Consider the following 26,748-nt stretch of genomic DNA (forward strand, 5'->3'; position numbering starts at 1 on the left):
CTCCATGTTAACCGCTTTCATTTGAAAAGAGTTTTCTGCTTTCAGCGATTTTGTCACCTGATCGAAAATGTTTTTCAGGAGGTTGTTTATGGCTACACTCAGTCCAACAGAAGCGTATCTTTGGGATTACATCGAAAACCACCAGCAGACAGTCGTCAACGCCTCAATCACGCAATTAAGCGCCGCTGCTAATGTATCGCCTGCCACCATTGTCCGCACGATGAAGAAAAAAGGCTTCAACGGCTACACCGAATTTCGGCATGACTTGTTGAAACGCATTGGCGACGCTGAACCTTTTGGCATTCTTGATCAGGTGGACGATCAAATTAAAAAAGTGATCATGCAAAATCAAATCGAGGTTCACAACACCCTCGACAACTTAAAAGTTTCCGTGATTGAAGATTCGGTGCAATTGCTCGCCAAAGCCGAGATCGTCCTGGTGCTCGCCCGCGGCTTGTCAGAAACAATCGCTTCCGAGATCACGCTAAAGCTTCAGCTGCTTGGCAAGTACGCCGAATTTTTCAGCGATCCCAACATTATTCAAACCATTGCCGGCCAAATCAGTCCGAAAGCAGTCGCACTCACAATCACGTTGAATGGTGAAACGCCTGAACTCGTCGCCGCTGCTAAAACACTGGCAGCACGCGACATTCCGCAAATTATTTTGACAACCAACGCCGAAGCGCCCATCGTCAAATACGCTGATGAATTATTTGTGGGCTATAAATCCAAAGCCGCCTATTTCGACAAATATGAGGTAGCTTCGCGTCTGCCACTGCAGGTGATGAGTCGGATTTTACTGGATAGTTATGTGGTACGTAAGCGTAAGGAGGCGCGTTAATCACATCTTGTCGCGTTAAGAACTGAACATTTTACAGACTAAAAATTCGGTTGGACCACTTTTTATACCAGACATGCGAACCGTTTTAAAATAACATAAGTTTGTTAATCAACAATCCTCGACCAATTGCAAAATTTGTCTTGTTCAACTGATAATATATGCTATGCTAATTTCTAAATCAGGTTGTAACGCGAAAATGTGGCAGACCTAAATACCATTCAGGAGAAGAAAAGTTGGACTCGAAAGTACATTACAAACGCTACAAAAGCGGTAAGTTCTGGATAACCGCACTGATCTCAGTCTCGTTTGGCATCATCGGCAGCTTAGCCGTTCCGCAGCTTTGCGAAGCCGTTCCCGTTTACGCAACTTCAATAACAGATGTTTCAATTAAGGTTGGACCCAATGAGTTTGCCCAGTATTTTAAACTCAGTGGTTCAGCCTCTTTTTATCCCAAAGATTCAAAGACCCAAGTGCAACTCACGCCTAACTTACCCGATCGGACAGGGAGCGTTGCCTTAAACACCAAGATTGATATGAGTCAAAGCTTCACACTCAAGGGCCGGTTGTATCTGGGCGACGACCCGGACGGTGCTGACGGCGTGGCTTTTGGATTCGCCGATACGAAACCCGGTGTACTTGGTGGTGCCGGAAATGCTTTTGGCCTAGGCGGACTTAAAAGTGCTTTTGGGGTTAAGTTCGATGTGTATTATAACGGCGTGCATACAGAGAGCGCTTTACCGGATGTCTATCGTGCCAACGAAATGAGCGTTATCTACACGGATCCTGCCAAAGGTGATCAAGTAGTCGGCGTTGACGGTGGCGAAGGGGTCACCCACGCTAAAATTCAGGGCGCAAACGGTCAGTACTCCGAATTGATTGTCAGTTACAATGGCGACAATCATTTCATGACCGTCACCGGAAGCGGCGCAACAATTAAATTCAATGCGGCCCCTTATATCAAAAACGGACAACTATCAATGTTCATCTCTGGGTCAACCGGTGGCAAAATGAACCAACACATGTTTGACTTTGAATCGTTTAGCTTTACGCCGGGATTGGACACAGTGAAAGACAAGTTAAAAAACGATCTTGGCGCCACAATCGCTGCGCCGAAAAATGCCATTAATCAAGACCCGACATTAACGACTGCGCAACGCCAGCAATTATGTGATGCGGTTGATCAGGCCCTTCAGAAAGGACGGTCCCGAATTGATCAAACGACTAAAACCGGCGATGCCATCGCGGCGTTTGATACGGCAAAAGCCAAAATTGACGATATTCACAAGTCCGGTCCGCCACTGGCCGATCAAAAGGCAACCCAAAAGCAGGCGTTAAAAGCCAAACGCGATCAGATTGCCGATGTGAGTTATAAAGATTATGCGTTAACGATGGCTGAAACGAAGCAACAAACGCTCGCTGCTGATCAGGCCTTGGCAGACGCAACAGCGGCGGTTGATGCGGCCAGCGATGCAAACGGCATTAGTCAGGCTGCGGAAAACGGTTTGAAAAAAATTGCTGCGGCCTATCAACCAGGCGTGCCTTTAGCTGACCAAAAAACTGCCCAAAAGAAAGCACTCGCAAATGCAGCAGCTAGCGCTAAGCGAACCATTCAAAATGACCCGACTTTGACAACTACACAGAGGAAGAAGCAATTCGGCCTGGTTGACAATGCCGTGACTGATGGTGAAACCGCCATTGATGCCGCCAATACTGCCGACAAAATCAACAAAGCCCTTGCTGCCGGAAAAACCAGTGTCAATTAAGTGCATCAATCCGGCGTACCCCTAGCCGACCAAAAAGCCGCTCAGAAGCAAACATTGAAAACCAAGCGCGATGAAATTGCCGAGGCTAGCACTAAAGATCTGACATTAACGATTCAAGAAACAAACGATCAAATTGCCAAAGCCGACAAAGCACTATCAGCGGCTAATGCTGCCATTGATGCCGCGACCGAAGCAGATGTCGTCAATCAAGCGGCCGCAGATGGGCTGCAACAGATTACCGCTGCTTATCAACCGGGAGCTCCTTTAGCTGACCAAAAGGCGGCGCAGAAAAAAGCGCTAAAAACCGAACGCGACCGAATTGCGGATGTGAGTTATAACGATTATGCGCTAACGCTTGCGGAAACGAAGCAACAAACCAGCGTTGCCGATCAAGCATTAGCCGATGCCAGTGCGGCCGTTGATGCAGCAGCAAGCGCAGATGCGATCAACAAAGCGGCGGCAAGTGGGTTGAAGCAAATCGCTGCTGCCTATCAACCTGGCGTTCCCTTAGCAGACCAAAGAGTCAAGAAAAAGCAAGCATTAGCAGACACAGCTACCAAGGCCAAGCAATTCATTCAAAGTGATCAAACTTTGACAACGGCCGAAAAGAAGACCCAACTTGCTGGCGTTGATACCAAGTTGACAGATGGAGAAGCTGCCATTGACGCAGCCAATACTGCTGATAAAATCAACAAAGCCGAAGCAACCAGTGCGTCTGCTATTTTAAATGTTCATCAACGCGGAACCGACCTCGCCGACCAAAAAACCGCCCGAAAACAGGCATTGAAAACCGAGCGTGATAAGATTGCGGACATCAGCTTTAAAGACTTGACGTTAACGATGGCCGAAACCACCCGCCAAACGGATACGGCCGATCAGGCATTGGCAACTGCCGAAACGGCCATTGATGCTGCCAATGATGCGGATGGTATCGCACAAGCAGCCGATGACGGCTTACAAAAAATCACGGCGGCCTACCAACCTGGCATCCCGTTAGCCGATCAAAGAGCCGCACAGAAAAAAATGCTGGCAACCGAAGCCGCCAACGCGAAGCAAACGATTCAAGCCGATCCGACTTTGACAACCGCTGAAAAGCAAACCCAACTTGCGAGCGTTGATACCACTCTGGCAGACGGTGAAGCGAGCATTGATGCAGTCGGTAATGCCGACAAGATCAACAAAGCTGCAGCAGCCGCCAAAGCCAAGATCAACAAAGTCCCTCAATCCGGGATTGCCGTTGCCGATCAAAAAGCGGCGCAGAAAAAAGCATTGCAAGCCAAGCACGATAAAATCACTGATGTCATCAATCAGGATCTAACGCTAACAAGTGACGCCATGAAGCACCAGATTAGCCAAGCTGATCAGGCTTTTGCTGATGCCACTGCGGCCATTGATACAGCTGCCGATGCAGATGCTATCAATCAAGCTGCCGAGAATGGCTTAAAGACGATTGCCGCAGCCTATCAACCGGGCAAACCGTTAGCTGACCAAAAAGTTGCGCAGAAACAAGCACTCAAAGCTGAACGCGATCGGATCGCCGATGTCAGCAACAAGGATCTCACATTAACCATGACCGAAACGAATCACCAAATCAGTGTCGCCGATCAAGCGTTGACCGATGCCAGCACAATCGTTGATGCCGCGGCGAGTGCGGACGCAATCAACCAAGCAACCGCAGACGGCCTCCAAAAAATTGCCGCGGCCTATCAACCCGGCGTTCCGTTGACCGACCAAAAAGCTGCGCAAAAAAAAACATTGGCAAACGCCGCCGCCAATATTAAGCAAGCTATTCAAAACGACCCAACGTTGACAACCGCGCAAAAGAACCAGCAAGCCGCCAACGTTGACACCGCCTTGGCTGATAGCGCAACCGCGGTTGACGCAGCGAAAACAGCCGATGCCATCAATAAGGCCGTGGCTGCTGGCAAAACGACGATCAGTCATGCACACCAATCCAGCACCCCCATCACTGATCAAAAAACGACGCAGAAGCAGGCGTTAACCGCCAAACATGCTGAAATTACTGACATTATCAACAAAGATCTCACATTAACGAACAAAGAAAGGAAGCGTCAAATAAGCAAAGCCGATCAAACGCTAACCGATGCCAACGCAGCCATTGATGCTGCTGTCGATGCAGATGCCATTAACCAAGTGACTGATAGTGGACGCAAAAAGATTACTTTCGCTCATCAACCGGGCACGCCACTGGCTGATCAAAAAGCGGCGCAAAAGAAGATGCTGGTTAATGTAGCCGATAAAACCAAACAAAGCCTTCAAAATGACCCGACCTTGACCGCGACGCAAAAACAACAACAGCTTACTAACCTCGACGCTGCCCTAGCTACTGGCGAAGCCAACATTGACGCTGCAAGCAGCGCTGATACTATCAACACAGCTGCAGCGGCAGGTCAGGCCAACATCACCAACGCCCACCAATCTGGAGCTGCCATTGCTGCTCAACAAGCACGCCAAAAACAGGCACTACAAGCCAAACAAACTGCCGTGATCGATCGCATCATTCACGATCCAACATTGACAGCCACGGAAAAGAAAACTCAGACCGCGCTCGTTGATCAGGCTCTTTTAACTGGCAAGCATGCCATTGACGCGGCGGTGACCGCTGATGCGATCCAGCAAGCCGCCACCGTCAGTCAGGATAACATCGACAAAGCCCATCAATCCGGCGCGGCAATCGACGATCAGAAAGCGGCACAAAAGACCCAGCTTACTACCCATGCCAAGCAAATTGAACAAGCCATCAAAGATGCGCCTACTTTGACCACTGCCGAAAAGTTTACCCAACTTGACGCAGTTGCCAAAGCCTTAACGAGCGGACTGAACACCATCGATGCTGCCACCACCGCCGACCAGATCAACGCTGCGACCGCGACTGGCAAGAACAACATCGCAGCAGCGTATCAAGTCGGCCTCCCTTTGAATACTCAAAAAGACGACAAAAAGAAGCAGCTCAACGACACCGTCACCCAAGCGGGACAAACCATCCAGGCTGACGTGACGTTGACGTCTGCTGAAAAGCAGCACCAACTCGACAAGGTTGACCATGCCGCCAAAACGGTTGGCGATGCAATCGATAGCGCTAAAACCGCGGATGCTATCAACGCCGCTTTTGACACTGGCAAAGTTAACATTGAAAAAGTCCACCAATCCGGCACGCCGTTAGCTGATCAAAAAAATGCCCAAAAGCAGGCACTTGCTAATGAACTCGCCAAGGTTAAGCAAGCCATTCAAGCCGACCCGACCTTAACCACTGCCGATAAACAGCAGCAAAGCGATCATGCAGAGGCAGCTAAAACGACAGCTGCAACTGCCATTAACAATGCCAAGTCCGCCGACACGATCAACGCCGCGTTTGACGCCGGCAAAGCCAACCTAGTCACCACTCACCAACCCGGCGCCGCAATTGCCGATCAGCAGGCAGCCAAAAAGCAGGCACTGGATCGTGAGCTCGCCAAAATCAAGCAAGCCATTCAGCATGACCCTACCCTAACTGCTGCCGAAAAACAGCAGCAAACCGCCGCAGCTGATAACGCCGGCAAAATCGCGACAACAAGCCTCAATGCTGCCACAACAGCCGACACAATCAGCGCTGCGTTTAACGGTGGCCAAGCTGCCATTAAAAAGACGCATCAACCGGGCAAAGCCATGGACGATCAAAAAGCGGCGCAAAAGCAAGCGCTAGATAACGCAGCTGCTAAAGTCATCCAAGCGATCCAAGGCGACGCCACGTTAACGGCTGCCCAAAAGCAACAACAAACCAATGCCGCGTCCAAGGCCGCACAAACAACGGCAGCTACCATTGACGCGGCAAAATCCGCTGATGATATCAAGGCAGCGTTCGTTGCAGGCCAAGCTACCGTCACCCGGGTTCATCAATCTGGCAGCCCGATTGCCGCGCAACAAGCCACCCATAAGCAAACGTTAGATCATGAAGCGACCAACACGCGTCGAGCCATTCAGCATGATGCCACATTAACGGCTGCTGAAAAGAAGCAGCAAGCCGCGGCAGTTACCACGGCCAATAAAGCTGCCCAAGCTAACATTGATGCCGCCAAAACCGCTGATGATATTAACAACACGTTTACCACCGGCAAGACGGCCATTGCCCAAGCGCATCAACCCGGTAAACCCATAGCTGACCAAAAAGTAACCCGCAAGTACTCACTAGCCAGTGAGGTTCTTAAAGTTACCCAAACCATTCAAAACGACCCAACCTTGACGGCTACCGAGAAAAGCCAGCAAGCCAATGCCGCTGCCAAAGCCGGAGAAACGGCCAAAAAGACCATTGAGGCGGCCAAAACTGCCGATGCCATCAATACCGCATTTGCTGCTGGCAAAATGGCCATCGCCAAAACTCATCAACCTGGTACCGCCATCGCCGATCAACAAGCCGCGCAAATCCAAGCGCTGGCTCAGGTAGCCGCCAAAACTGTGCAGGCCATTCAAGCAGATCCTACTTTGACAACTGCAGAAAAGCACCAGCAAATTGCTGCAGTCGCCAATGCTCAGAAAACGGCGCAAACCACCATCATGGGCGCCAAAACCGCCGATGCGATCAATGCAGCAACCGTTGCTGGCCGTACCGCCATCAACAATGCCCATCAAATCGGCACTGCGGTTGACCAGCAGCAAACCACCCAGATGCAGGCACTCGCTGATAAAGCCGCAACTATCAAACAAGCCATTCAAGCAGACGTCACCCTCACAGCTGTGGAAAAACGCCAGCAAACAGCGGCAATCAATCAGATTGAAAAGAAAGCGCAGGCCGCCATCAAGGTCGCAACCACCGCGGACGAAATCAACACTGCCGCTACAACCGGAACAGCCGCTGCAGCCAAGGTACATCAAAGTGGACCTTCCATTGACGGGCAAAGGACAGCCCAAAAGAAGGCCATCAGTGTCGTAGCTTCTAAAGTCAAAAAGACCATTCAAGCTGATTCGACACTAACCACATCGGAGAAGCAGCAGCAGCTGACTGCTGTCGACAAAGCGGTGGCAACGGCTCTTTTTGCTATCAATGCTGCCAAGTCAGCAGATACTATCAAGGCCGCTTTTGCTGCCGGCAAGGTTGCGATCACCAATAGTTACCAGACTGGCACCCCGCTCGCCGATCAGAAAACGGCCATGAAACGACTGCTGGTTTCAAAGGTGGATCGCATCAAACGAAGCATCGAAAACGACGCCACCTTAACAATGGTGGACAAACGGCAACAAACCGCGGCTGTTGACAATATTGATCACGTCATTGAAGCCATTCTCACTACTGCCGCTACAGCCGATGCCGTGCACACAGCAACCACCGCCGGTATAACCAACTGCACTAACGCCTATCAAGCTGGTCTCTCTCTTACCGATCAAAAAGTGCAACGCAAACGAGAGCTAGACGCTGTGACAGCAAAAGCCGTTCAGACCATCCAAGCCGACGTTACTTTAACCATAACGGAGAAAAAAGCACAAACCGACGATGTTAATAAGGTTACTCAAATAGCCGTAGCAGCCATCGACGCAGCAAGGAAAGCCGACGCCATCAACGCAGCTTTTGCGATCGGTAAAATCGGTATTAACAGCACGCACCGAGTTGGCCAGCCGTTGGAGAGCCAAAAGACGCATCAAAAGCAAGCAGTAGCAAATGCCGCGAATAACGCTGAACAAACCATCCAAAGCGATCCAACGCTCACGACTGCAGATAAAAAGCAACAAATTGCGGCTGTTGGCGATGCAGCAACACTTGCTGCAAATGCGATCGACACAGCCACCTCCGCCGACACAATCAAAACTGCAGCCAATGCTGGCATCATCGCCATTAACAATATCCACCAAGCCGGCACGCCGATCGCCGATCAAAAAGTGGCACAACCATCGGCGCCTGATGTGGCAACGATCGCCACAGACAATCAAGCCATTGCAGATAACGCTACTTTAGTGGCTTCAGAGAAGTCAGAACAGCCTAGTGCTGTTGATCAAACCGTCCAACAAGCTGAAGCCGCTATCGACGCAACACCGCCAGCCGATGCCATCAACAAAGCACTAGCAGTCAGTGAAGCGTCACCGGATAAGCCGCATCAGCCGAACGCATCATCAACCCCTGAAAAAACCGCTGAAGAAAAGGTAACACAGTCCGAACACGATCAAGTCACTGAACGGATCACAGATGATACGGTTCAGAACCACGAAAATCAAACATCCGCTAAAATCTTGCTTGCTAATCAGTCTTCACTAGATAAGACCTCAACTGATAAACAACACGATCCTGGAGAAACAGTTGATTCTGAAACAGACAATAAGAAGAAACAGCTCAAAACCAATCCGTTGCTGACAGAGGTACAAGAAGAAATAAAAGAACGTCAAACAAACCAGAAAACAGACATCCCCAAAAGCACCAAGCACCATAAAACCGAGATTGAGACCGACAAAGCACGTAACCTTTCGAAGCTTAAACGGCTCCCTGTTCAAGAATCCCCAGAACTTGTTAATCCGGCCAAACCAACAAATCAGGACGCGTCCTTACCACAAACCGGCGACAACAAGTCCCATGGGTTAGCAGTCATGGGTGCCCTAATCTTAGGCATTGCAGGCATGACAACCTCCGGCAAAAAGCGCAAACGTGTGTAAATTGTGACAGCATAAGGTCGGTCAACATTTTTCATCCAAACAAAGAAGCCTTCAATCGGAACTGGCAACAGTTCGTGACTGAAGGCTTCTTTTGTTTGCGTGCGTTGACCTTGTTACACCTTCTAAAATACTGTATAGCTTACGATCTGCCAACTACTCATCCAGACCAACAAACCCATAAGTCGAATCCGTCTGTAACCCCCAAAACTCCGGTAGTTTGTAACTAACAGCGTATTCTAACAAACCCGGGCGATCAAAAGGCAAATACGTTAATCGAAATTGCTGAATGAAGGTTTGGTTCATCGGACGTTGAGGAAAATATTGCTTCACCAACGCCGCATCAACCGGGCCCGCCAAGTTACGTTGTGCATACGGCAACTTATACGGATCCAGTCCACTGTCATCGCGGATTCGTTGATATACCGATACAAACGCATCAAGTTTCTGCAGCCATTCTTGTTTAAGATAGGCAGCATTGATGTTATTAATCGTGTATTGAACCGGTTGATCACCAATCATCCGCAGCCGCTGAATCACGATATAAGCGTCATCGTCACCAAGTTGCATCTTTTTTCTTACCACTGGGTCGTCCCCGAGTTCGACACTTAAAACCTTGGTCCATTCTGGCTGCGTTTTGGCCATATTGAGATCAATTAAATAAACAACGCGGCGATGGTTCTCTTTGGCGACAAAAGTCCCACGTCCCTTAATTCGGGTAACCCAGTTCTCCGATTGAAGCAGATTAAGCACCTTAACGGCAGTTGTTGAACTGACTCCAAAACGCTCTTTAATTTCCGCTTCGCTATAAAACCGATCGCCTTGATTCAACCGGCCGCGATTAAGTTCTTTGATCAATTCGTCCACAATTTCCTGATACTTTGGTTTAGCCACACATAAGCATCCTTTCAACCTATCAGTTTCGGACTGAGTGATTTGAAAATTAATTAGAACGCAAAGAATGACCAACCCATTGCCTGCTAATCACTTCAATTTACCTATCTGTCGGCATAATCGATTTGCGCTATTCTAATAACCCAGTCACTGCCATAAGGATACCCTGTCGCATCAACGGTGAGAACCTTTTTGTTTAGATCCTGCGTAAATGTCAATTTTTCTTGGTTATCCAGCCAGTGAATGGCTTTGATAGGTCGTGTAACGCCAACAAATGACCGCGGATTAACGCCTTCGCCACCAAGAACCACATTGTCGTTCCCCACAACCTGCAAATCAAAAACGCAAAGATAGTCATGCTGATGCGTTCTCAAAACAAAATCTCGTGTGCCATGTCCCGAGGTAATTTCAGTGGGACGTCCCCGGTATAAAACCGGTGCCGCCATCGCTGTCCAGCGTCCCAACAACGCCATGTATGTTTTGGCAGTCATTGGTATGGCACCCTGACCGGTCAATCCGATATTAACCAGAATGTTAGCCTCGATGTGTCGTGCGTGGGCGACTGTTTCAATGATTTCCGCCGGTGATTTGTAATTCAGATCATTCGCGGCAATGCCCCAGTGTTGATTTAACGTGATTGAAATCTCCCCCGCGACATATTTTTCGTTAGGCGCACCATGATAAATCTCATCAGGCGTTCGCCGTTCATACGTCACCACGTCAATTTCGGGATCGCTTACTTGCCCACGATTTTTGAGTCCGGTGTTGTTGACGATAATGGCATCTGGCTGATATTTGCGAATCATGCCATAAAGTTCGGGTAAGTGCCAGTCTGCATCTTTCTTATTCCAGTTGCCGTCAAACCAAAAGCCGCCAACCAGTCCATAGTTTTGGCAAAGCAATTCGACAGAAGACTGTAAGTACTGCAAATACGCCGAAAAATCCTTTTCGTATAAAGGTGAATGCCAGTCATACGTTGCCATGTAGAAAAATGGCAATAGCCCTTCTTTTCGACACGCTGTCACGAACTCACCGATTAAATCTCGCTTTGTTGGCGTATGCATGACATCAAAATCGCTCAAGCCTCTAGTGTCATATAGGAAAAAGCCTTCATGGTGTTTTGTTGTCAAAACAATGTATTTCGCCCCCATCATTTTGGCGGCGTGGGCAATCTTTTCTGGGTCAAACTCATTTGCTGTAAAACTGCTTTTCAATTTTTCGTAGTCGGGTTGCGGCCGTTGATGAATGAATTCAGTCCATTCGCCAACTGCCAATTGAGAATAGAGCCCCCAGTGGATAAACAGCCCTAAACCAAGATCTTCATAACGTTTGATTCGTGGTAATGGTTCTGTCATTTTGTCACCTCATTTGTCTTCCTTGGTACATATCCTAACACATTAGGTTGAATTTTTTAATGCTTTTGTTCTATTATGCCTTTGTTAGGGTTAATCGCTTGCATTGCCTAAAATTTAGTATTTTAACTGCAAGTCCAAAGTATTGAAGTCGGCAAATTAATATGCTACGATTTGCGCGTAAGTCAGACTTAACACATTAAGTAAAACGAGGTGATCAATATGTATGTTCTTGTGAGTCATGGCAATTACGCTGAAGCCACTTTAGCAAGTTGTGAACTAATTGCAGGCAAACTGCCTAATTTCACAACCATTTCTTTTCACGATCCAATGGGTGTAGCAGATCTAATCGCGGCATACGCTAACGCTTTTTCCAAAGTAAAAGATCCTGCTGACTTTATTATCGTGACAGATATTCCAAACGGCTCGCCTGCGAACGCCGCTTTACAGTTCAAGCACCAGCACCCTGAAATTCATGTTTTTTCAGGATTATCGTTAGGACTTTTGCTGGCACTGGCAACTGGAACGCCTATTGCAGAAGCACTTGAACAGTCCAGGGCAATTATCAAAGAACTTTCGCTGCACAACGATCGCGCCGATGTTTTGAAGCAAACGCCCGCCAATCCGGCCGAAGTAGCCAACGAGACCGTCAACCCATTAATCAATATTCGCGTCGATGCTCGACTCATTCACGGGCAGGTTGCAACAATGTGGACGCGAACACTCAACGCCACGCGCATCATGGTCGTTGATGACCAGATCGTCAAAAGTGAGGTCCAAAAGATGACTCTGAAAACCGCAGTTCCCGGCGGCGTTCATCTCAGCATCCTGACGCCAGCCGGAGCTGCAAAACGCATTTTGGCGGATCAATATCAAGGACAACGCGTCTTTCTAATCGTGCGCAACCCCAAGGCTCTACAAGAAATGGTGGCGGCCGGTGTCAAGCTCGATAGCGTCAATGTTGGCAATCTCTCTATGGCTGCAGGTGCCAAGCAAATTGCCAAAAGTGTCGCAGTGACTGCTGAAGATACAACCGTATTCGATTACCTGGCTGCTCATGGCGTCAAACTCTATCACCAAATGGTTCCCAATGATCCAAAAGTTGATTTCATGCCATTACTTAAAAAAGGAGTGTGAGCCACATGGCAATCGCATGGTGGCAAATTCTATTACTGACAATGCTCGCGTTTTGGATGATCATTGATCAGATAACGGTTGGGATTTTAACTAACTATCCCCTACTTTATGGTTTTGTTGCCGGTATCATCATGGGAGATGTCAAAACCGGCCTCGTTGTCGGGGCAACGTTGCAATTGATGGTGTTAGGCGTCGGTACATATGGTGGTGCCAGCATGCCAGACTTCATGACTGGCGCCATCATCGGTACCGCCTACGCCGTCATTTCCGGCAAAGGAATCAACTTTGCCATCGGCCTCGCTATTCCGGTTGGCTTATTAATGGTTCAACTAGACGTTCTTGCCCGATTCACGAACACTTTCTTCCTGCACCGTGTGGATCGCTACATTGAAAAAGGCGACACGAAACGCGTTGCCCGGAATATTGTCTACGGGGTTTTCCCTTGGGGCTTGTCGCGTGCGATTCCGGTCTTCGTGATGTTGCTGGTTGGCAACAGTGTCGTCCAAAAAGTGGTCAATGCCATGCCGGAGTGGCTTTCTAAAGGTCTAACCGCTGCGGGCGGTATTTTACCGGTGGTCGGCATTGCCATTCTTCTACGATTCTTGCCGACAAAAAGATTCATTTCATACTTAGTGATCGGCTTCCTTGCCGCAGCCTATCTCAAAATTCCAATGCTCGGCGTGGCCTTGCTCGGTTTGGCGTTAGCGATTATTTACTACAAGCAAAGCGGTCATTCAGCGAGCAACGATCACGATCAACACGATACACACAAAGGAGGTTTTGAAAATGCCATCGGCGAATACGAAGACTGATCAGCCTGTCAAACTAACCAAACACGATCTCTTTCAGGCGAACTGGCGCTGGCTATGGAGCAGCCAGATTTGTTGGAATTACGAACGGATGATGTCAACCGGTTATCTGTTTACCATGCTGCCAACGCTGAAGAAGTTGTACAAAAATGATCAGGATCTCATCGAAATGATGAAGATGCACAATCAATTTTTCAACACAAATGCTTATGTTGGCGGCTTCATTGTTGGCATGGACATGGCCATTGAGGAAAAGAAAGGCCGCAAAGCCGAAGAAACTGTCGCCGGGCTGAAAGCTGGACTCATGGGTCCGTTCGCTGGCGTGGGTGATACCATTGTCGGCGTCATTCTACCAACCATTTTCGGTTCCATCGGTGCTTACATGGGTCTAAAAGGCAACCCGACCGGTGCGATCTTATGGTTACTGGTTAACTTCGCCGTTCTGATCCTCCGTTTCTTTCTACTGCCGCTGGGCTATTCGCAAGGTGAAAAATTAATTTACGCAGCTGGCGATAAGCTCAATCGCATCACCGATGCAGCGATCCTCCTCGGTGTCACCGTTGTCGGGGCCTTAATCCCCACCGTCGTCTCCGCCAACGTGCCACTTGTTTTCAAAACCGGCAAAGTCGTTTTGAAGGCACAGACGGTACTCAACCAAATCATGCCGTCGCTGGTTCCGGTGGCGTTGGTTGCGTTAAGTTACTGGTTGCTTGGCAAGAAAAAAATGAACTCGACGCGTCTTATTGTTTTGGTATTGATTCTCGGTATCGTTTTAGGTGCTTTCGGGATTATTGGTAAGTCTTAAATTCTCGAATATTAGCCGTAAATCATCAAATTTCTAAAAACGATTCTACTCACTTTGCACGATTAGCCAAAATGCGTGGAATCGTTTTTATGTGTCAATGTCAAGTTTTCTAACAATGGGCACTCTTGTTTTTATAGTTAACTAATAATATGATGAGCTTTTAGAACAATTAGGCTGCTACATTATTAACAATTACCACTTTGATTAACCTAGGATACCAATGCGTTTCTGTATAGTACTATTTTAGATCGTTTATGATGCAAATTACTTTACCCAAAAGAATGAAACATGATACTCTTCTTGTGAGAAAGTGAATAGATGAACATTGTCCCTCGCTTTAAACAAGGAGAAGAAAAATGGAGAAAAAAGTACACTATAAAAGCTACAAGAGTGGCAAGTTTTGGGTTGCCGCCCTCATTTCAGTGTCGCTCGGAACGGTTGGGGTTATCACCATTCCACAGATTTTTGACGCCGTACCGGTCTATGCGGATTCCAGTCCGACTGACGTCACCGTCATGGTCAGACCGAATGAGCTCACAAAATATTTCGGCTTGTTCGGTGTCGCAAAAGTCCTCACCAACTCACCAGATGGGCAACCAGCAAAGGGTGTTCAGGTTGAACTGACACCTAATGTGGCATCTAAAACAGGGAGTGTCGCATTACTCACAAAAATTGACATGACTCAAAGTTTCACGCTCAAAGGCCGTCTCTACCTCGGCAGAAACGGGTTTGGGGCAGATGGCGTTGCTTTCGGTTTCGCTGATGCCGAGCCTGGAAAGATGGGGCAATCTGGTAATGCATTCGGTATAGGTGGATTGCCGAGATCATTTGGCGTCAAATTCGATGAATATTACAATGGCACTGGAGACGGCGTTGCTGGACCCGATCTTGGAACTAAAAACGACTATCCTCAAATGCGACTCGTTCAAACATCTGATGATCAAGTGGGTAAAGTTACGAGTGTGGACGGAAACAAAGGCGAAGTTTATGAAACTTTACCCAAGCCGAATGGTACATTTTCAGATCTGGTTATTGTTTATAATGGCGAAAACAATCAGATGACAATAACCTACGGCGGCAATAAAACTATCTCGTTTGATGCAAAACCGTACATTAAAAACAGTCAATTAGCCATGTTCCTTACTGGCTCTACCGGTGGCTCGTTCAATCAACATGTCTTTGATTTTGAATCGTTTGAATATACACCAGGACTAAGAGCAGTCAAAGCCGACCTTAAAAACCGCCTAGCCATTGAAGCAGACACACAGAAAACGGCGGTTAACGCTGACCCGACCTTAACGGCAAAGGAACGTCAGGATCAGGTCACCGCGATCACCAATGCGCTTAATACTGGACAAGCTGCAATTGACGCAGCAACCAAGACCCCCGATGCAATCGCCGCTTTTGATACCAACAAGCCCCTCATCCAGGCTATACACACGCCCGGTCAACCATTAGCGGATCGAAAAGCGGACAGAAAGACAAAGTTACAGGCCGAGCATGACAAAATTGTAGCTGACATCAACAAAGATCCAACTTTGACCTCTGCAGAAAAGACTCAGCAAATCCAAAATGCTGATGCAGCGTTAATCGATGCCAACACAAAAGTTGATGCTGCTACCGATGCGGATAATGTTGACTCAGCATTTTCGAATGGAAAAGCTGCGATTGATGCCGCCCATAAGCCAGGTGCTACTCTTGATGCGCAACGAACCGCTAAAAAGGCAGTACTAGATACCGAGGCAGCGACAGTAAAAAAAGCCATTCAAGACGACGCCACCCTAACCTCAGCCGAAAAGAAAACACAGTCAGACGCCGTTGATAAGGCCTTGACCGATGCCAAATCCGCCATCGACAATGCCACAACAGCTGACACGATCAACGCCGCTGCGGATACTGGTTTAGCCAATATTAGAAATGCGCACAAATCGGGTCCGTCCTTGGCTGACCAGCGCACCATCCAAAAGCAGGCGTTAAAAGCTAAACACGATCAGGTTGTCAATGACATTACCCTAGATCCAACATTGACGGCGGTCGAGAAGAAAACGCAGATCACTAAAGCGGATCAGGCCCTCACCGATGGCAATGCCGCTATTGACACTGCCGCCACAGCTGATGCGATCAACCAGGCAGCGACTGTTAGCCAAGCAAACATCGACAATGCGCATAAAGTCGGAAAACCGCTCGAGGATCAAAAAAACGCGCAGAGACAACGTCTGAACAATGAAGCAGCTGCGGTTAAGAAAAAGATTCAAGATGATGTCACATTGACAACTGCGGAAAAAAACCAACAAACCGCTAACGTTGATAAAGCACTGACAGACGGTTTAAACGCCGTCAATGACGCGACCACCGCTGACAGCATCATTGCAGCCGGCGATGACGGAATTGCTGCTATTGATAAGGTCTATCAAACCGGCACACCCCTTGATGACCAAAAAACCGCCAAGAAAACGGCGATTGATAACGCGGCCGCCATTGCCAAAAAAGCCATTCAAGACGATCCAACTTTAACAACGGCCGAAAAGCAACAGCAACTCACCGTGGTTGACAAAGCTGTCACAGACGGTAAAAAAGCTATCGACGCCGCTACCAATGCGGATGACGTCAACAAAGCGGCCGATACGGCGATCACCACCATCAATCAGGCTCATCAGCCGGGTAAATCCATCGATGAACAAAAAGACGCCAAGAAGACGGCCATTGATAAAGCTGCTACCGATGCCAAAAAAGCCATTCAAGACGACCCAACCTTAACGACGGCTGAAAAGCAACAGCAAAACGATGCCGTTGATAACGCTGCTGATGCCGGTAAAAAGGCTGTCGACGCCGCTACCAACGCGGATGACATCAACACGGCTGGCGACACCGCCATTACCAATATCGGCAAAATCCACCAGCCTGGGAAATCCATCGATGAACAAAAGGACGCCAAGAAGACGGAACTTGACAATGAAGCTGCCAAGATCAAAACCACGATTCAAGGCGACCCGACGTTGACCACCGATGAAAAGAACAAGCAACTCGATGCGGTTGATAAGGCTCTCGATGCTGGTAAAAAGGCGATCGACGCTGCCACTAACGCCGATGACATCAACACGGCCACTGACACTGCTAAAACCAACATTGACAATGCCTATCAACCTGGCACTTCAATTGACGACCAGAAAAAGGCACAGAAAGAAGCACTTGAAAAGGAAGCCCAGACCGTCAAAGAGGCCATTCAAAATGACCCGACTTTGACGACGGTCGAAAAGCAACAGCAGACCGATAACGTCGATAACGCGCTAAAAGACGCTGAAGCTGCCATTGATAAGGCCACGACCGCTGACGAGATCAACACCGCCACTGCCACCGGTAAAACCAACATCGACAACGCCCACAAGCCGGGCATCTCGCTTGACGACCAAAAGGCTGATCAAAAGAAGAAACTTGAAGACGAGGCTGCTGCTGTCAAAAAAGCCATTCAGGATGACCCAACTTTGACGACTGCTCAGAAGAAACAGCAGACGGACAATGTTGATAAGGCTTTAAAGGATGCAAAGGATGCGATTGACGCCGCCAAAGATGCCGATAGCATCAACCAGGCATTTTCTGATGGCAAAACCGCCATTGATGCGACCCACCAGCCTGGCCAAAAGCTCGAAGACCAAAAGGCTGCGCAAAAGAAAGCCCTTGAAGACGAAGCTGACGCCGTCAAAAAAGCGATTCAAGATGACCCAACCCTGACAACGGCCGAAAAACAACAACAGACAGCAGACGTTGACAAGGCGCTAAAGGATGCTGAAGATACGATTGATGCCGCGACGAATGCGGATGGCGTCAACCAGGCATTTTCTGATGGCAAAACCAACATCGACAACGCCCATCAACCAGGCGCAAGTATCGATGATCAGAAAGCCGCCCAGAAGAAGTCGCTGGCCGATGAAGCTGCCAAGGTTAAACAAGCGATTCAAGACGATCCGACGCTCACCACCGCTGAAAAGCAGCAGCAAAGCGACAATGTGGACAAGGCGCTCAAAGATGGCGAAGCGGCCATTGATGCGGCCAAGAATGCGGACGAAATCAATCAAGCTTTCGATACCGGCAAAGTGAACATTGACAACGCTCACCAACCGGGTACCAGTCTCGATGATCAAAAGGCCGCCCAGAAGAAGTCACTGGCCGATGAAGCTGCCAAGGTTAAAAAGGAAATCCAAGACGATCCGACCCTGACCACGGCGGAGAAGAATCAGCAATCTGCCAATGTTGACCAAGCGCTCAAAGATGGTGAAGCGGCCATTGACGCGGCTTCTAACGCCGATGAAGTCAATGACGCCTTCAACACGGGTAAGATCAATATCGATAATGCCCACCAACCAGGCAAAACGATTGATGAACAACAAACCCTTCAGAAGAAGTCGTTGAACGACGAGGCCGCCAAGGTGACCCAGGAAATTCAAAACGACCCAACTTTGACAACTGCTGAAAAGCAAAAGCAGATACAGGATGTTGCTGACGCTCTCAAAGCTGGCGAGGCTGCTATCGACGCGGCTACCACCGCTGATGAAGTCAACCAGGCCTTTAACACCGGCAAAATCAACATCGACAATGCTCACAAGCCAGGCACAGCAGTCAATGACCAAAAAGAAGCCCAGAAGAAGTCACTTGCTGAAGAAGCAGCCAAAGTTAAACAAGCGATTCAAGATGATCCAACCTTGACCACAGCGGAGAAGAACCAGCAAACTGCCAACGTTGACCAGGCGTTCAAAGATGGTGAAGCCGCCATTGACGCTGCGACCAATGCCGATGACATCAACAAGGCGTTTGAGACCGGCAAAATCAACATTGACAACGCTCATCAACCGGGTAAGTCTATCGATGATCAAAAGAATGCCCAGAAGAAGCTTTTAGATGAAGAAGCTGCCAAAGTTAAGCAAGACATTCAAAACGATCCAACCTTAACCGCTATCGAGAAACAGCAACAGACCGAAAACGTCGACAAGGCACTCAAAGACGGCAACGCTGCGATCGACGCCGCCACCAATGCTGATGACATCAACAAGGCCTTTGACACTGGCAAAACCAACATCGACAACGCCCATCAACCAGGCACGAGTCTCGATGGCCAAAAAGAAGCCCAAAAGAAGTCACTGGCCGATGAAGCCGCTAAGGTTAAGCAGGATATCCAAGATGACGCAACGCTCACAACTGTGGAGAAACAACAGCAGTCAGAGAATGTCGATAAAGCCCTCAAAGATGGCGAAGCGGCGATTGATGCGGCAACGAACGCCGATGACATCAACAAAGCTTTTGACACCGGCAAGATCAACATCGACAACGCCCACCAGCCAGGCACCGCTGTGAGCGATCAGCAAGCCGCCCGGAAGAAAGCCCTTGATGAGGAAGCTGCCAAAGTTAAACAGGCGATCCTTGACGACCCAACACTCACGACCGCTGAAAAGCAGAAACAAACCGCCGATGTTGACAAGGCGCTCAAGGACGGCAAGGTAGCCATTGATGCGGCGACAAACGCTGATGACATCAACAAAGCGTTTGATACCGGTAAAATCAACATCGACAACGCTCATCAACCAGGCAAAACGATCGATGACCAAAAAGCCGCGCAGAAACAGTCACTTAATGAAGAAGCCGCTAAAGTTAAGCAGGACATTCAAAATGACCCAACCCTGACCGCCGCGGAAAAGAAACAGCAAACCGTAAACGTCGATAGGGCGCTCAAAGATGGCACTGCTGCCATTGACGCCGCCACCAATGCCGATGAAGCCAACCAAGCGTTCGCTACCGGAAAAATCAACATCGACAAGGCGCACCAACCGGGAACTAAGCTTGATGAACAAAAGGCCGCCCAGAAACAATCGCTGGCCGATGAAGCTGCCAAAGTTAAAAAGGAAATCCAAGCTGATCCAACCCTCACGACCGCGGAAAAACAGCAACAGTCAGAGAATGTTGACAAAGCACTGGTAGACGGCCAAAAGGCAATCGATCAAGCTCAGGATGCCGATAGCGTCAACACGGCATTTGCAACCGGCAAAGCCAATATCGATGCGCAGCACCAACCGGGTAAATCGTTAACTGATCAACGCTTGGCATCAGCAGCCGAAATTGACAAAGAAGCGGCCAAAGTCAAACAGCAAATCGACAACGATCCGCTGCTGACCGATACACAGAAGGCCGAGCAAAAAGCCAACGTGGATCGCGAAGCAGCACTGGCGAAGGATGCATTGGCAAAAGCAACGAATGCGGACGCTTTAAATGCTGCACTCGCTGACGGCATCAAGAAAATTGACGCCCAGTACGTGCCGGGCACAGCCCAAGCACCCGATCCAGCGCCGGGGCCAATGACAGTCGACCCACGCCCGACACCGACCCAGCCACTGTCAACCTCGCAAGCACCAACCTCCCCATTGCCGCGAACCGGCGATAAACCAGCAACCGGCTTAGCTGCACTGGGTGCGTTCATCCTAAGCATGTTCGGCTTCGCGCTGACCGGAAAAAAACGCAAACGTTCTTAAGAAAAGTCAGGTAACCTGAAAATCCTCCATAAGTAACGCAACAAGCCCCCTGATCGAGATGCCGTATCGGCGCTCGACCAGAGGGTTTGTTTCATTCCAAGTTGCTGCCTCAATCATTCGACAAACGGCGCGTTAGCAACGTACGAAATATGCCTCGCATACTGGCCATTATCGTGAATGACTGCAAATTTTCACCAACAACTCTGAAAACTTTACCTCGCCTATTATCCAAATTCTTGTAGCTATTTTATAGCAACTCAGTTAATCAGTATTCAATTATAGTTATTCATTATATACATTAATAGAATCCCTTGTGAGTATTTTATAATATATCAGTTTTCAAAATAATCTAATTGAAAATTAGCACATAATATAGTTTCCTAAATATACTACTTAATAATATTTTATATTATAAAGCGCTTCCATATAAAAATAATGTGTGCTATTCTACTTGTATAAAAACAGACAGCAACGCATTATCACAATTTTAATGAGGGGTAGAAAAAATGGAAAGTAAAGTGCACTATAAACGCTACAAGAGTGGTAAGTTCTGGGCTACCGCTTTGATTTCGATTTCACTCGGAACGTTTGGGGTTATCACCATTCCGCAGATTTTTGAAGCTGTACCGGTGTACGCGGATACCACACCGACTGATATTACCGCTACTGTTAAACCTGATGAGTTCTTGAACTTTTTCCAATTGGGAGGAGGCACGGATCCAAGCCAAGGCTCCGCCATTGCCTATCCATCAGGTCAATTAGGTTTTCAGGTTCAGTTAACCCCTGATGCACCAGGCCAAATAGGAGTTGCCGCGTTAAAGACGAGAATCGATATGAATAAAAGTTTTAAATTTCAAGGCAGACTTTTCCTTGGCACCAAAGCTAACGCGGCAGATGGCGTTGCATTCGGCTTTGCTGATGCAGACCCGGGTGTAACCGGTAAGGCCGGGAACGCATTTGGCATCGGCACATTGAAGAACGCATTTGGGGTCAAGTTCGACGAGTATTACAATGGCCAGGAAGACACCGGCGCTTATTTCAAAGACCCAGGTGTTGAAACGGACTATCCTCAGATGCGCGTTATTCAAACAGTAGGCACACTAGGTAAAGTTAAAAGCATCGAAGGAGCAGAAGGCGAATTTTATCAAAAACTCGAGGATCCAAAGGGCCAATATTTACCATTGCTCGTCGCTTACGATGGCGATTCTAAGCGGTTGACGGTTGCTTATGGTAACAAATCACTTTCATTTGATGCTAAGCCATATATTCAAAACGATCAGCTCTCCATGTTTATTATTGGTTCAACCGGCGAAAAGTCCAATCAGCATCTGTTCGACTTTGAATCATTCACGTACACTCCAGGACTGGACGCGGTTAAAACTGATTTGAAAAACCGATTAGTAACTGAAGCAGATACTCAAAAAACAGCAGTAAATACCGACCCGACGTTAACGACTCCGGAACGCGAAAAACAAGTCACCGACATTAACACTGCTCTCAAAACCGGACAGGATGCGATTGATGCCGCCCCCACGACGCCTGATGCAGTTCACGCTTTTGATACCAACAAACCTCTGATCCAGGCCGTGCATAAACCCGGACAACCACTAGATCAACGAAAAGCTGATAAAAAGAAACAGTTACAGGATGAGCACGACAAAATCGTAGCTGACATCAACAAAGATCCAACACTAACCACTGCACAAAAGACGAAGCAAGTTGGCGACGCAGACACAGCGCTAGCCAACGCTAACACTACGATTGATGCTGCAACTGATGCGGACCAAATTGACCAAGCATTTTTAAATGGCAAAAAAGCGATTGACGACGCCCATCAACCCGGCGCCACGCTTGATGAGCAAAAAACCGCAAAAAAGCAGGCATTAGAAGCCGCGGCAACAAAAGTTAAACAAGACATTCAGAACGATCCAACCTTAACGACTGCCAAGAAGAAGGACCAAACCGATAACGTTGACACAGCCTTAACCACTGGTAAAGACGCGATTGATAAGGCCGATACCGCTGACGCCATCAATACCGCTGCCGACACTGGCTTGGACAATATTCAAAAAGCGCATCAGCCTGGCCTCTCCTTGGAAGAACAGAAAAAGGCTCAAAAGAAAGCCTTGAAGGACAAGTACGATCAAGTTGTTAATGACATTAATAATGACCCTACTTTGACGACCGCACAGAAAAAACCACAAATTAAGAATGCCACTGATGCGTTTAATCAAGGTAACCAAGATATTGATAACGCCGCTACAGCTGATGCAATTAATCAGGCAGCCACAACCAGTCAAGCTAACATCGACAACGCCCATCAAGCCGGCAAACCACTTGAGGATCAAAAAAACGCCCAACGAAAACGGCTGACGGATGAAGCCACTGCAGTCAAGAAAAAGATTCAAGATGATGTCACGCTGACAAAAGCGCAAAAGACCGCACAAACTGTGGCAGTTGATAAGGCCCTGACAGACGGCTTAAAAAATATCAATGACGCTAAAACCGCTGATGCCATTATCACCGCTGCTGACGCTGGTATCACTGATATTGATAAGGCCTACCAACCCGGCACCCCGCTTGATGCGCAAAAAGCCGCCATGAAGACGGCTATTGACAATGCCGCGACTAAAGTTAAAAAAGACATTCAAGATGACCCAACCTTAACCAACGCCGAAAAGCAGCAGCAAATTGATGCGGTTGATAAGGCCGCCACGGTCGGCAAAGATGCTATCGATGCCGCAACCAACGCCGATGACGTGAACACTGCGGCTGAAACCGCGATTACCAACATCAATAACGCGCATCAGCCGGGCAAATCGCTTGATGACCAAAAAAAGGATAAGAAAACGGCCATTGACAATGCTGCAACCGATGCAAAAAAGGCCATTCAAGACGACCCAACTTTAACAACTGCTGAAAAACAGCAGCAATCTGATGCAGTTGATAAAGCTGCCGAAAGCGGCAAAAGGGCTGTTGACACCGCGACCAATGCGGATGCCATCAACACTGCCGCGGACACCGCGATCACCGCCATCGGTAAGATCCATCAGTCCGGCAAAACGCTTGATGACCAAAAGGACGCCAAGAAAACGGCGCTGGACAATGAAGCCGCCAAAGTTAAAAAGGATATTCAAGGCGATCCGACCTTGACCACTGCCGAGAAAAAGCTACAAACCGCTGACGTTGACAAGGCGCTGAAGGATGGCAAAGCCGCCATTGACGCTGCCAAAGATGCCGACAGCATCAACCAGGCATTTTCAGACGGCAAAACGAATATCGACAATGCCTATCAGCCGGGCCGAACGCTTGACGAGCAAAAGAAGGATCAAAAGAAGGCGCTCGAAGAAGAAGGCGAGAAAGTCAAACAGGCGATTCAAAGTGACCCGACGTTGACGACAGCCGAGAAAAACCAGCAAATTGCTGAGGTGGATAAAGCAGTCAAGGATGGCGGCGTTGCGATTGACGCCGGAACCAACACGGACGAGATCAACAAAGCGTTCACGGATGCTAAGAACAATGTTGATCAGGCCCACAAATCCGGCACGGACATCAATGACCAAAAAGACGCTAAGAAGAAGCTACTCGATGATGAAGCAACTAAAGTCAAGCAAGCGATTCAAGACGATCCAACCTTGACCACTGCTGAGAAGAAACAACAAACCGAAAATGCCGATAAAGCGCTCAAAGATGGTAAGGCTGCGATTGACGCCGCCAAGAATGCCGACGACATCAATCAAGCCTTCGACACCGGCAAAACCAATATTGATAACGCCCACCAACCAGGAACAAGTATCGATGATCAAAAAACCGCTCAAAAGAAGTCACTGGTCGATGAAGCTGCTAAGGTCAAAAAGGGCATTCAAGATGATCCGACGCTGACCACCGCTGAAAAGCAGCAGCAAAGCGAAAACGTTGATCAAGCGCTGAAAGATGGTGAAGCGGCCATTGATGCGGCTAAGACTGCTGACGAAATCAATCAAGCCTTCGACACCGGCAAAGTGAACATTGACAACGCTCACCAACCGGGTACCAGTCTCGATGATCAAAAAGCCGCTCAAAAGAAGTCACTGGTCGATGAAGCCACCAAAGTCAAAAAGGATATTCAAGACGACCCTACCCTAACGACAGCGGAAAAGAACCAGCAAGCCGTCAATGTTGATCAAGCACTCAAAGACGGCGAGGCCGCCATTGACGCCGCCACCAATGCCGATGACATCAACAAGGCCTTTGACACTGGCAAAATCAACATCGACAACGCCCATCAACCAGGCACCAGTATCGATGATCAAAAAGCTACTCAAAAGAAGTCACTAGCCGATGAAGCTGCTAAAGTGAAGCAGGACATCAAAGATGATCCAACGCTAACGACTGCCGAAAAGCAGCAACAGTCCGAAAATGTCGATAAGGCATTCAAGGACGGTGAAGCAGCCATTGACGCCGCTACGAATACTGACGAAATCAACCAGGCGTTTGACACCGGCAAAGTCAACATTGACAACGCTCATCAACCGGGCACCGCGATTGATGAGCAGCAGGCCGCTCGCAAGAAAGCGCTCGATGAAGAAGCAGCCAAAGTTAATCAGGACATTCAAAATGATCCGACACTCATGGCCGCGGAAAAGACGCAACAAAGTGCCAATGTCGACAAGGCATTAACAGATGGCAAGGCCGCCATTGACGCCGCCACGACCGCCGACGACATTAACAAAGCCTTTGACACTGGTAAAACCAACATCGACAACGCTCATCAGCCGGGCAAACTGATTGATGATCAAAAGACCGCCCAGAAGAAATCACTTGATGAAGAAGCCGCCAAAGTCAAGCAGGACATCCAAAATGACCCAACGCTGACGACTACTGAAAAGCAGCAACAAGCCGATAACGTTGACAAGGCGCGCAAAGATGGCCAAGCTGCCATTGATGCCGCTACTAGTGTCGATGATATCAACCAGGCGTTTGATACCGGCAAAATCAACATCGACAACGCTCATCAGCCGGGCAAAACGCTCGATGAGCAAAAAGCTGCCCAAAAGAAATCACTGGATGAGGAAGCGACCAAAGTTAAACAGGATATCCAAGACGACCCGACCCTGACAACCGCTGAAAAGCAGCAGCAAACCGCAAACGTTGATAAAGCCCACAAAGATGGTCAAGCTGCCATTGATGCCGCGACCAATGCCGACGACATCAACCAGGCTTTTGAAACCGGCAAAGTGAACATCGATAACGCCCATCAACCGGGCAAAACGCTTGATGAGCAAAAAACCGTCCAAAAGAAATCACTGGATGAGGAAGCAGCCAAAGTTAAGCAGGACATCCAAAATGACCCAACGCTGACGACTACTGAAAAACAACAACAAGCCGACAACGTTGACAAGGCGCGCAAAGACGGCCAGGCCGCCATTGACGCTGCCACAACCCCTGATGAAGTTAATCAGGCTTTTGAAACTGGCAAAGCTAACATCGACGCCCAGCACCAACCTGGCAAATCTTTAGCCGATCAACGCTCGACTGCCACTACCAAAGTTGACAAAGAAGCGGCTAAAGTCAAACAGCAAATCGACAACGACCCGTTGCTGACCGATACGGAAAAAACCGACCAGAAAGCTAAGGTGGATCACGAAGCAACACTGGCTAAAGAAGCCCTAGCAAAAGCGGTTAACGCCGACGCTTTAAATGCAGCACTAGCTGACGGTATCAAGAAAATCGACGCCCAGTACGTGCCAGGTACAATAAAATCACCAACCCCCACTCCTAAACCAGATCCAATGAGTACTTCGCCACGGCCAACAACAACCCACTCACTGTCAACATCGCAAATGCCAACCTCCTCATTGCCAAGAACCGGCGATAAACCAGCAACCGGCTTAGCTGCCCTGGGTGCGTTTATCCTAAGCATGTTCGGCTTTACGCTGACAGGCAAAAAACGCAAACGTTCTTAAAGTGTAAAGTCAGGCCAACTGAAAATTCTCCATAAGTAACGCAACAAGCCCCTTGAT

The 26,748-nt window shown here is 48.5% G+C and carries 10 protein-coding genes; 8 read left to right on the top strand and 2 right to left on the bottom strand.

Going from position 1 to position 26,748, the window contains the following annotated elements; translation table 11 throughout:
* Positions 1-88: 88 nt before the first annotated feature.
* The 3 genes from LACZS1_RS12505 to LACZS1_RS12515 all read left to right on the top strand — a co-directional run bounded on the left by LACZS1_RS12505 (position 89) and on the right by LACZS1_RS12515 (position 9,237).
* Positions 89-841 carry a MurR/RpiR family transcriptional regulator gene (locus LACZS1_RS12505; protein ID WP_070651411.1) on the top strand — a complete coding sequence of 251 codons (753 nt, stop codon included), beginning with the start codon at positions 89-91 and terminating at the stop codon, positions 839-841.
* 233 nt (positions 842-1,074) lie between these two features.
* On the top strand, positions 1,075-2,604 hold the full coding sequence (locus LACZS1_RS12510; RefSeq protein ID WP_093997764.1) for a lectin-like domain-containing protein: 1,530 nt from the start codon (positions 1,075-1,077) through the stop codon (positions 2,602-2,604).
* 54 nt (positions 2,605-2,658) lie between these two features.
* A complete protein-coding gene (locus LACZS1_RS12515; RefSeq protein WP_070651406.1) occupies positions 2,659-9,237 on the top strand; it encodes a DUF1542 domain-containing protein in 6,579 nt (2,192 codons plus the stop codon).
* Positions 9,238-9,390: 153 nt separating this feature from the next.
* Here LACZS1_RS12515 and LACZS1_RS12520 read toward each other — a convergent pair whose 3' ends face one another.
* Complete coding sequence (locus LACZS1_RS12520; RefSeq protein ID WP_274804405.1) at positions 9,391-10,128, bottom strand: GntR family transcriptional regulator; 738 nt, start codon at positions 10,126-10,128, stop codon at positions 9,391-9,393.
* Between the two features lie 104 nt (positions 10,129-10,232).
* On the bottom strand, positions 10,233-11,483 hold the full coding sequence (locus tag LACZS1_RS12525; RefSeq protein ID WP_093997766.1) for an alpha-L-fucosidase: 1,251 nt from the start codon (positions 11,481-11,483) through the stop codon (positions 10,233-10,235).
* 219 nt (positions 11,484-11,702) lie between these two features.
* Here LACZS1_RS12525 and LACZS1_RS12530 point away from each other — a divergent pair, with 219 nt between their 5' ends.
* The 5 genes from LACZS1_RS12530 (at position 11,703) to LACZS1_RS12550 (ending at position 26,691) form a co-directional block, all read left to right on the top strand.
* Positions 11,703-12,617, top strand: coding sequence for a PTS sugar transporter subunit IIAB (locus LACZS1_RS12530; RefSeq protein WP_070651400.1), 915 nt, complete (start codon positions 11,703-11,705; stop codon positions 12,615-12,617).
* A gap of 5 nt (positions 12,618-12,622) precedes the next feature.
* Complete coding sequence (locus tag LACZS1_RS12535; protein ID WP_070651398.1) at positions 12,623-13,429, top strand: PTS mannose/fructose/sorbose/N-acetylgalactosamine transporter subunit IIC; 807 nt, start codon at positions 12,623-12,625, stop codon at positions 13,427-13,429.
* The gene (locus tag LACZS1_RS12540; protein ID WP_070651396.1) at positions 13,404-14,231 is read left to right on the top strand and encodes a PTS system mannose/fructose/sorbose family transporter subunit IID; all 828 of its coding nucleotides are present in this window, start codon (positions 13,404-13,406) and stop codon (positions 14,229-14,231) included. Before LACZS1_RS12535 ends, LACZS1_RS12540 begins: the two co-directional genes overlap by 26 nt.
* A gap of 356 nt (positions 14,232-14,587) precedes the next feature.
* Positions 14,588-20,746, top strand: a complete 6,159-nt coding sequence (locus LACZS1_RS12545; RefSeq protein WP_070651395.1) for a DUF1542 domain-containing protein — start codon at positions 14,588-14,590, stop codon at positions 20,744-20,746.
* Positions 20,747-21,252: 506 nt separating this feature from the next.
* Entirely contained in the window at positions 21,253-26,691 is a 5,439-nt protein-coding gene (locus LACZS1_RS12550; protein WP_093997767.1) for a DUF1542 domain-containing protein, read from the top strand.
* Positions 26,692-26,748: the final 57 nt, after the last annotated feature.

It is taken from the genome of Lacticaseibacillus zeae subsp. silagei (genome assembly GCF_030770335.1).
Lineage (GTDB): Bacteria > Bacillota > Bacilli > Lactobacillales > Lactobacillaceae > Lacticaseibacillus > Lacticaseibacillus zeae.